The 7,311-nt window shown below is 28.4% G+C and carries 20 protein-coding genes; 18 read left to right on the top strand and 2 right to left on the bottom strand.

Translation table 11 applies throughout. From position 1 onward, the window contains the following. Positions 1 to 302: 302 nt before the first annotated feature. The 7 genes from KQI30_RS16110 to KQI30_RS17430 all read left to right on the top strand — a co-directional run bounded on the left by KQI30_RS16110 (position 303) and on the right by KQI30_RS17430 (position 2,008). Positions 303 to 590, top strand: a complete 288-nt coding sequence (locus KQI30_RS16110; RefSeq protein WP_216464370.1) for a hypothetical protein — start codon at positions 303 to 305, stop codon at positions 588 to 590. A gap of 11 nt (positions 591 to 601) precedes the next feature. Next, complete coding sequence (locus KQI30_RS16105) at positions 602 to 748, top strand: hypothetical protein (RefSeq protein WP_216464369.1); 147 nt, start codon at positions 602 to 604, stop codon at positions 746 to 748. Positions 749 to 800: 52 nt separating this feature from the next. Further along, entirely contained in the window at positions 801 to 1,094 is a 294-nt protein-coding gene (locus KQI30_RS16100) for a hypothetical protein (protein ID WP_216464368.1), read from the top strand. 4 nt (positions 1,095 to 1,098) lie between these two features. Then, positions 1,099 to 1,278: a hypothetical protein gene (locus KQI30_RS16095; protein WP_216464367.1), complete on the top strand. Its 180-nt coding sequence runs from the start codon at positions 1,099 to 1,101 to the stop codon at positions 1,276 to 1,278. After that, positions 1,253 to 1,591: a hypothetical protein gene (locus tag KQI30_RS16090; RefSeq protein ID WP_216464366.1), complete on the top strand. Its 339-nt coding sequence runs from the start codon at positions 1,253 to 1,255 to the stop codon at positions 1,589 to 1,591. Before KQI30_RS16095 ends, KQI30_RS16090 begins: the two co-directional genes overlap by 26 nt. Beyond that, a complete protein-coding gene (locus tag KQI30_RS16085) occupies positions 1,566 to 1,772 on the top strand; it encodes a hypothetical protein (RefSeq protein WP_216464365.1) in 207 nt (68 codons plus the stop codon). The genes KQI30_RS16090 and KQI30_RS16085 overlap by 26 nt, the downstream gene beginning before the upstream one ends. A 104-nt stretch (positions 1,773 to 1,876) precedes the next feature. Then, positions 1,877 to 2,008: a hypothetical protein gene (locus KQI30_RS17430; protein WP_301281839.1), complete on the top strand. Its 132-nt coding sequence runs from the start codon at positions 1,877 to 1,879 to the stop codon at positions 2,006 to 2,008. Positions 2,009 to 2,387: 379 nt separating this feature from the next. Here KQI30_RS17430 and KQI30_RS16080 read toward each other — a convergent pair whose 3' ends face one another. Further along, positions 2,388 to 2,846, bottom strand: a complete 459-nt coding sequence (locus tag KQI30_RS16080) for a DUF3990 domain-containing protein (protein WP_216464364.1) — start codon at positions 2,844 to 2,846, stop codon at positions 2,388 to 2,390. 183 nt (positions 2,847 to 3,029) lie between these two features. On the opposite strand from KQI30_RS16080, the gene KQI30_RS16075 reads away from it, so the two are divergent. The 10 genes from KQI30_RS16075 (at position 3,030) to KQI30_RS16030 (ending at position 6,250) form a co-directional block, all read left to right on the top strand. Then, positions 3,030 to 3,239, top strand: coding sequence for a hypothetical protein (locus KQI30_RS16075; protein ID WP_216464363.1), 210 nt, complete (start codon positions 3,030 to 3,032; stop codon positions 3,237 to 3,239). 19 nt (positions 3,240 to 3,258) lie between these two features. Further along, a complete protein-coding gene (locus KQI30_RS16070) occupies positions 3,259 to 3,468 on the top strand; it encodes a DUF2922 domain-containing protein (RefSeq protein WP_216464362.1) in 210 nt (69 codons plus the stop codon). A gap of 17 nt (positions 3,469 to 3,485) precedes the next feature. Then, entirely contained in the window at positions 3,486 to 3,716 is a 231-nt protein-coding gene (locus KQI30_RS16065) for a hypothetical protein (protein ID WP_216464361.1), read from the top strand. Between the two features lie 60 nt (positions 3,717 to 3,776). Next, positions 3,777 to 3,989: a DUF1659 domain-containing protein gene (locus tag KQI30_RS16060; protein ID WP_216464360.1), complete on the top strand. Its 213-nt coding sequence runs from the start codon at positions 3,777 to 3,779 to the stop codon at positions 3,987 to 3,989. 22 nt (positions 3,990 to 4,011) lie between these two features. Next, the gene (locus KQI30_RS16055) at positions 4,012 to 4,230 is read left to right on the top strand and encodes a DUF2922 domain-containing protein (RefSeq protein WP_216464359.1); all 219 of its coding nucleotides are present in this window, start codon (positions 4,012 to 4,014) and stop codon (positions 4,228 to 4,230) included. A gap of 19 nt (positions 4,231 to 4,249) precedes the next feature. Beyond that, positions 4,250 to 4,471 (top strand): hypothetical protein, encoded by a 222-nt coding sequence (locus KQI30_RS16050; RefSeq protein WP_216464358.1) that lies wholly within the window; start codon positions 4,250 to 4,252, stop codon positions 4,469 to 4,471. An 8-nt stretch (positions 4,472 to 4,479) separates the two neighbouring features. Next, a complete protein-coding gene (locus KQI30_RS16045) occupies positions 4,480 to 4,698 on the top strand; it encodes a DUF2922 domain-containing protein (protein WP_216464357.1) in 219 nt (72 codons plus the stop codon). A 53-nt stretch (positions 4,699 to 4,751) separates the two neighbouring features. After that, on the top strand, positions 4,752 to 4,970 hold the full coding sequence (locus tag KQI30_RS16040) for a hypothetical protein (RefSeq protein WP_216464356.1): 219 nt from the start codon (positions 4,752 to 4,754) through the stop codon (positions 4,968 to 4,970). Between the two features lie 199 nt (positions 4,971 to 5,169). Next, on the top strand, positions 5,170 to 5,310 hold the full coding sequence (locus tag KQI30_RS16035) for a hypothetical protein (protein ID WP_216464355.1): 141 nt from the start codon (positions 5,170 to 5,172) through the stop codon (positions 5,308 to 5,310). A 70-nt stretch (positions 5,311 to 5,380) separates the two neighbouring features. Then, positions 5,381 to 6,250 carry an Rpn family recombination-promoting nuclease/putative transposase gene (locus KQI30_RS16030; protein WP_367397873.1) on the top strand — a complete coding sequence of 290 codons (870 nt, stop codon included), beginning with the start codon at positions 5,381 to 5,383 and terminating at the stop codon, positions 6,248 to 6,250. A gap of 6 nt (positions 6,251 to 6,256) precedes the next feature. Here KQI30_RS16030 and KQI30_RS16025 read toward each other — a convergent pair whose 3' ends face one another. Then, on the bottom strand, positions 6,257 to 6,760 hold the full coding sequence (locus KQI30_RS16025; RefSeq protein ID WP_216464353.1) for a hypothetical protein: 504 nt from the start codon (positions 6,758 to 6,760) through the stop codon (positions 6,257 to 6,259). Between the two features lie 206 nt (positions 6,761 to 6,966). Between KQI30_RS16025 and KQI30_RS16020 the strand changes: the two genes are divergently transcribed. After that, positions 6,967 to 7,146, top strand: a complete 180-nt coding sequence (locus tag KQI30_RS16020) for a hypothetical protein (protein WP_216464352.1) — start codon at positions 6,967 to 6,969, stop codon at positions 7,144 to 7,146. Positions 7,147 to 7,311 lie beyond the last annotated feature (165 nt).

Below are 7,311 nucleotides of genomic sequence, written 5' to 3'. Positions count from 1 at the left end.
ATGTAGTTTCTATAAGTGGAAACTCATATAGATTAAAAGATCATTTAAGACAAGAAGATAACTAAAAAACTACATTCTTAAATGATCAAAAAGTTACATTATTAAGTTGACATTTATAACATTGCTTTATTATTTAATTTGCCTCCAGGAAGCTTAGAGAATATCAGGTTTCTTGGGGGCTTGTCTTTATCGTATGGTGTAGAAAAAAATGTTCAATATTTTTATCAAGTTTATGTTTAAAAAATGTATATGTGGCAAGAATTATAGATAGATAAAAACAAGATAAAAAAGGAGTGAAAAACTTGGAGTTACAGCATGGGGAAATTGTAATTAGTGATAAGATTAAGACTTTAATTAATATGGGGGATATAAGAGAGATTGATATAAAAGAAGGGTTAGAGAGACATAGAAAATGTGAGTTTGGAGCTATTAGTAATATTGATAAGCAAGTACAAAAAAGGAACGTATTAAAAAATATTGGTTGCAATATTATTGGAGTTTATAGAAGCATTATTACTGTCTTCTGGGTTGTCAGTGAATGGGATAGAAAAAGAACTTTAGTTTTTCTTCCAGATGAAATGTTTAATTAGGAGGTTTTACTATGAATAGAAAAAAGTTATTAAAACTTGAAAGCGAGTTAAGAGCTTTGGAAATGAACATAGAGCTATGTGGTGATTTGAACAAAGAAAAAGATTATGAAAATGATGATTTTATAGAAGAAATAGATGATGATGAGATTCCATTTTAAAAGTTATAGGGGGCTTGTCCCTCACTATTAAGTAATAAGGGGAGAGAATTATATGAGAAGAGAAATTAAAGGACAAGTATTTGATACAGAAAAAGATAAGTTAATATATGAAACATGGAAGAATGGTAGCCTTAGTGCTAATTATGAATTTGAAATTTTATATAAAAATGCTACTGGTGCATATTATATATACGAAGGTGGCGGACCAAAAACAAGATTTGCTGAAAAGTTAGGGAATATAGTTACTGTTGGTAGTTCTAGAATAAGACCTATAAGTGATATTGATGCAGAGATTTGGTGCCTTGAAAAGGTGTTACCATACGAATTACTAGAAAGGGAGGTTTAAGTCTATGGGAAGGCTTAATAAAGGCGAAGAAAAGCATGTACATTTTATAACTAATTTAGAGTTATACAAAAACTTTGAGGCAATAGTAAATGATGAAGGAAAAACAGTTAGTGCAGCAATAAGAGAATACATGATGAAGGTAGTTAGGAGAAATAAAAATGCTAAAGAGAGAAAAAATATTTAATTATGATACTAAAGATATGATAGGTATTATGAAATTTGATTTCTATGACGGGTGTTTAGCTAACTCATGGCATTGGAGAAGTGAAAGAAATGATTTTAGTAAGGAAGAGATAATAGAACTTCAAGATCAAGTTAATAATATTGTCTTTGATATACTTGGAGATTTCAAAAAGGTTAAAGCATTAGTAGATAAAGCTAATAAGGATAGAGAGGTATTATATTACGCTACCTTTAATAAGTTATTTAATTTCGTAATTAAGTTAACAGGATATAAGGAGGAGTATAATTATGTGTTTGCCTATAGAAGACATTAAAATAAATAAGGCACAGGAGGAATTTTTACAATATAGAGAAGATGTTAATTATAAGACTATGGCTATTATATTGTATATAGAAAAGCTTAAGAATAATAAGGAAGTATTGAAGGAATTAAAAAAGATAAAAAATTTACGTAGTTTTGAATATAAGTTAATTGAGCTATGCCTTAATAAATAAGGGCTTAGCTTAATTTTTTGCTTAAAATATGTTTAAAAATATGTACATTGGGAAGAATATAAATAGGGGGAAATAGTTGATTTTAAAGGAGCAGAAATAAACAAATGGAGAAGAAAAAAGATTTAAAAAGAATACCTTTTTATAAGTATTTAGTTATAAAAAGAAAATTACCAGCTAGGGCCACTATTGATATGATAGAAGGATTATATCAGGCGTATGGATTTTTTTATTGGTAAAATGAGCTACCAAAAGGATGTATTAGAAAGCTGTGATTTTGTATAGTGTTACAAAAATATACTTACTTGATAAAAAGTACTTGAAAAATCGAGAAAGTATAAAATAGTTGTAATTAATGATAAGGATCTAAAAAAATGATTATAAATAGTAAATATATGTAAAATTATTTCGCAAAATATTAGTTTTGCGAAATAATTAAGGGTATTTTTCAATATATTTTTATATTTCTAGATGTCAATTTAGGTACCAATAATTTATATTTTTCTAAATCAATTTATTATTAAAATGAAACATATAATAACTTAATCTTGCAAATAATAGGTTAAGAAATAAATAATTTTATGTAAAAAGAGAACCCAGCATTTTGCTAGATTCTAATTAAACTTGATAACTTTGAATATAATTTATACAATCCAGAGCTTTTATAGTATGAAAACTTATTTGATGAGTTGGGTATTTAAACTTCATTAATTCAAAGAATTTCTGCTTATTCATTTGTCCGTGAGTGTAAGCCTCTATATAGTCATATATAGTATCATCAGCCATTGGACCGATTACTATATCATAATTATGAGTGTTGCCACTGCGACAATTTACTACAAATTCAAGCCATTCATCTGAGTAATCTTTAAACTCTTTTATGTTTAGAGATTCTATATTTTTAACCTCATAAATATTTACTATTGGAGTGTTAAATTTTGTAGCCCACTTTTCAGCTTGCTCTTGTATTTTAGTGCAATAGAATCCCCAAGAAAAATCTTTAGTAAATCTATGTTTTCGAATTTCAGGAAATTCTATTTCCATATAACTGCCATGATATACAATTTCACGTTTCATTTCTATCCCCTTTATGTTTTTATTTTAATTATAACACAGTATTATAAGCCCTGTGCTATGGCAAATTTCACTAGTTTTGATTTTATAGAACTTAATGATTAACTCAGCTTCAGCTTTTGTAATCATATTATGCTTAACAAAATAGTTAGCTTTTTTGCATATAGAAAACTAGGAGGTGATACCATGGCCACAGCTATAGTTTTAAACAGCACCATTAACCTTAAATATGCAATAGAAAAGGAGGGAGCAACAAAAGTAAAATCTATGACTTTATCAGGGCTTGGTGAAAATGCTGATATTAGTAGTATTAAGAAAACTGTTGATGCTATTTCTATGTTGCAGACAGGTGAGGCAGTGGAGGTTAATCGTGTTAAGAATAGTTTTTTATATTAGTTTGAGGGGGTAGGGTACTTTGAATAATGTTCTTGTACTTAGTTTTATTGTAGAAGATGGAAGCAAGTTTAATATTACAATAACGGATCCAAAGATGAATCTTAGTGAAGATGAGATTAGAGCTGCTATGGAGATTATTAAGGATGAGAGTTCTAATGTATTTAAGAAAAGAATAGTAGCTCTTAATGGTGCGGAATTTATTGAGACTATAACTAATAGTTTATTTTAAGAAAGGGGGATGTAGATTTGACAGTTAAAGAAAAGTTTAAGGGGCTTAAAGGGAAAGTTAATTTGATTAGGTATAATGATGATAACGGTAAATATGAGGATGTGCCTATGAATGTTGTTAACATGAAGGAAGGTACTTCCAATGATGATATGTTAGATGTATTAAAAGCTATTGGAGATTTAAGTGAAGATATTGTTGAAGGTTTTAGACGAATAGATATTACAACTATTGAAGGTGAACCTATATGATGATACATTTTTTGTGTAGTGCATATAGAATTAATGTAAACAGGCTGGGAGGTGAGTGCTATGGGAAAGTTTCTTGAAGTAGGCAGAACTTTATCGGTAAAGTATGAACTAAATGAGAATGGAAACATAGTCACAAGGACCCAAGGTTTACCGAACTTGAAGGCAGATGCATCGCTAGAGAGTATTAAAAGAGAGATGGATGCTTTGAAGAAGATTCAAGGTGGAGTTCAAAAACAAATCTTAATCGGATATGAGGATTATGTTTTAAGGTAAAAAGTTTAGGGAGGAATAAGTTATGGCTAAAACATTACAAATGTCATTTATTACAGCAGCTGGATCAAAGGTATCTATGAATGTGGCTAATCCAAAGGATACTATAACTGAAGAAGAAGTTAAGAACTTTATGAATTTAGTTAAAGACAAAAACATTGTTGAAACAAAAGGTGGAGATATAATAGCCATCGATGGTGCTAAGATTGTTGAAACCAGTACATATCAATTAGATTTATCATAATATAAGGAGGAATTAGGTTATGACAGCAGTATTAAAGAAAAATGAAAGAAATTGTACAGCTTCTTTTATTAGAGAAGAAAACGGAAAGACTGTTACTGATAAAGTTAAGACTCCAACTCTAAAAGTTGACTGTGCAGCTGATGATATTGATGCAGTTATTACTAGTCTTGAATCTATAAAGGAAGGAACTAGATCACAAGTAGCTGTATCTGACACTAATATATTATCACAAGAAGCATAATTTAAAGTATGAGTAGCAAACTAAAAATAGTTGTAGTAACAGAAACTGGAGTAGAAAATGTATTAGCTATTGATAATCCTAAAGAAGATGTAACAGCTAATGAAGTAAAAGAGTTTATGAAAATAATGCAAGATGAGAAAATACATACTTTTAAGGGTGGACAGATAGAAAGGATTAAAGGAGCTAAGATAGTTACTACGAACAAAAAGAAGTTTCCAATTTATTAAGTATTAAGGATGGTAGAGTTTCTATCATCCTTTTTTAGAAGGGAGAAATTATAGTGGCGTTAAGTGAAAAAACAATAAGTACAGCATGTATTATAAGTAAGAGTTTGGATACAGGTTATGACAAAGAGAATAACTATGATATAACTATAACTAACTTAAAAGAAGAGACTAGTGCTGAGGATATGGATATTATTTCTGATGCTATTGATGAGCTGACAATGGGAAGTTCAAGTAGTACTACTAGAAAGCAAGTTAAGGAATTGATTGGGTAAAAGAGATCTCTCACGTGTGTGGGGGATTTTTTATAAGTTATATAGGCTAGTTTGAATATAAGTTATTTACCTATTTTAGAATTTACTATAAAAAGTAATCCTGCAATTACTAATGTTCATAAGGAGTTAGATGAAGCTCTTAGAAAAAAGGTTGCTGAATATGTTAGAAAAATTGATGTAGGAATAAAAGATATTGTTATTGAAAAAGAAAATTATAAAAATAGGAATAGTAGATTTAGGAGTTAAGCAAGATGCTACTTTTGATAAAGATTATTTTAAAGGAAAATATGGAGCAATACCGATTGTTCAATCATTTCTTGATAAAGGAAGTGTAGAATAATAATTTTCTTTAAGAATAAAACTCAATAATGTATAATTACAGTAATAGTAGTTGTTTTATAGGGAGGTGTATTGTTATAAAAGGTTTATTAGATCCTAAAGTGGATTTTGTTTTTAAGAATATATTTGGTTCGGAAAAGCATCCAGAGATATTAATATCTTTTCTAAATGCTATATTGAAACCAGTAAAGAAAATAGTGTCTGTTAAGATAAATAAAAATGATTTAGATAAACAGTTTATTGAAGATAAATATTCGAGGTTAGATGTAAAAGCAACAACTAGCAATGATGAAATAATTAATATAGAAATACAATTAAAAAATGAAAATAATATGATTAAGAGGAGTATATATTATTTAAGTAAAATGTATGAAGAACAGCTTAGTGAGGGAGAAAATTACTCTAAAATATCAAGAACAATATGTATCAATATATTAAATTTTAAATACTTAAGAACTAGTAATTTTCATACTGGATATAGATTAAAAGAAATTACTACTAATGAGGAATTAACAGATGTTATCGAACTTCACTTTGTAGAGATACCTAAGCTTAAAAGTGGTAGTGATGAAAAAGATATGTTAGTAGCGTGGACTGAATTTTTAAAAGATCCAGAGAGTGAAAAAGTTAGAGGTCTAGAATTAGAAGTAGAAGAAATAAGAAAAGCTAAAGATGAGTTAATAAGAATGAGTAATAATGATGAGCAAAGAATAATTTATGACATGAGAGCTAATGCCTTAAGAGATAAAATCAGTGAATTAGATGAAGCTGAGAAAAAAGGTATTAAGAAAGGAATTGAAAAGGGTATTAAGGAAGGTGCAAAGCAAGAAAAAATAAATAATGCTAAAAATTTCTTAAAGTTAGGAATAGATATAGAAACTATTTCAAAAGGAACAGGATTGACTATTGAAGAGATAAAAAATATAGAACTAGAAGAGTAGAGTCTTTTATGGAACTCTATTTTTTAGTAATATAAATTCACATTGCATACAATAAACCTTACCATTAACAGGCTGAAAATGCCTGTTATTTTCTTTTACAATGAAGTTTCCTTTAAGATCCTTTATAACAATATTATAAATTTCATTGTAATCCCTATCAGTAATATCTATAGTTTCATTATTTTCTATTAATTTGTCTAGTTCATTTTTAACAAAGGTACGTAGATTAATACCAAAGAATCCATGGGTATCTATATGAATTTTAGCATTATTGGTTATAGTAGCTGCTATTACATGACCTTGGTTTGCTAGTAAATATGGTAGCTCGTAGCCTTTTTTTATAGTAATAGAACCATCTTCATAGGTTACTTCTACTTTCTTAAAACTTTCACTAATTCCAAGTAGCCTTAGCCAGTTAGTAGGTAGAACTAACCTTCCTGTTTGCTGAGTACTCTTCCCATAGTAATAAAAAAATTCCATTAAAAAGATTTGCTTTTGATAAGAAATCAAAAGAATCACCATCTGAATTTGAAGTATTTATTAAATATAATGGTAATGAATATCAATATGGATTCAGGTTAGACGATAAGAAAGTAATAGAAGAATGGTTATATAGAAGAGATTTCAGAAGTAAGAATAAACCTAAATATAAGCCTTTATTTGAAAGAGAAGGTCAAATTATAGAGTGTGATTCTAAAATAGAGAATGCCAAAAACTTGGCAAATATAATAGAAGAGAATACATTATTTCTTTCAATTTGTGGTAATGCAAAGATTCCATATGTAAAGGATGTAGTTCAATGGTTTAAGAACACTAGAATATTAAATATGGGTGATTGTGATATTGAACAAATTGTTACACGAGGTGTTACTTCAAATGTAAGCGTCAAAAATTAAGTACCTAGATACTAAAATCTCCAATTGATAAAATTAAGAAAATGATATTTTATCAGGAGGTTAGGTATGTATAAAAAATTAAGTAATGATGAATGGAGAGAATATATAAATCGTTATTATGCTAGTGATGAAAATTTAACTGTAAAAGATTATTGTGAAGAAAAT

Source organism: Clostridium bornimense, from assembly GCF_018917145.1.
Lineage (GTDB): Bacteria > Bacillota > Clostridia > Clostridiales > Clostridiaceae > Clostridium_AN > Clostridium_AN bornimense_A.
This window is presented reverse-complemented; position numbering and strand designations above follow the sequence as displayed.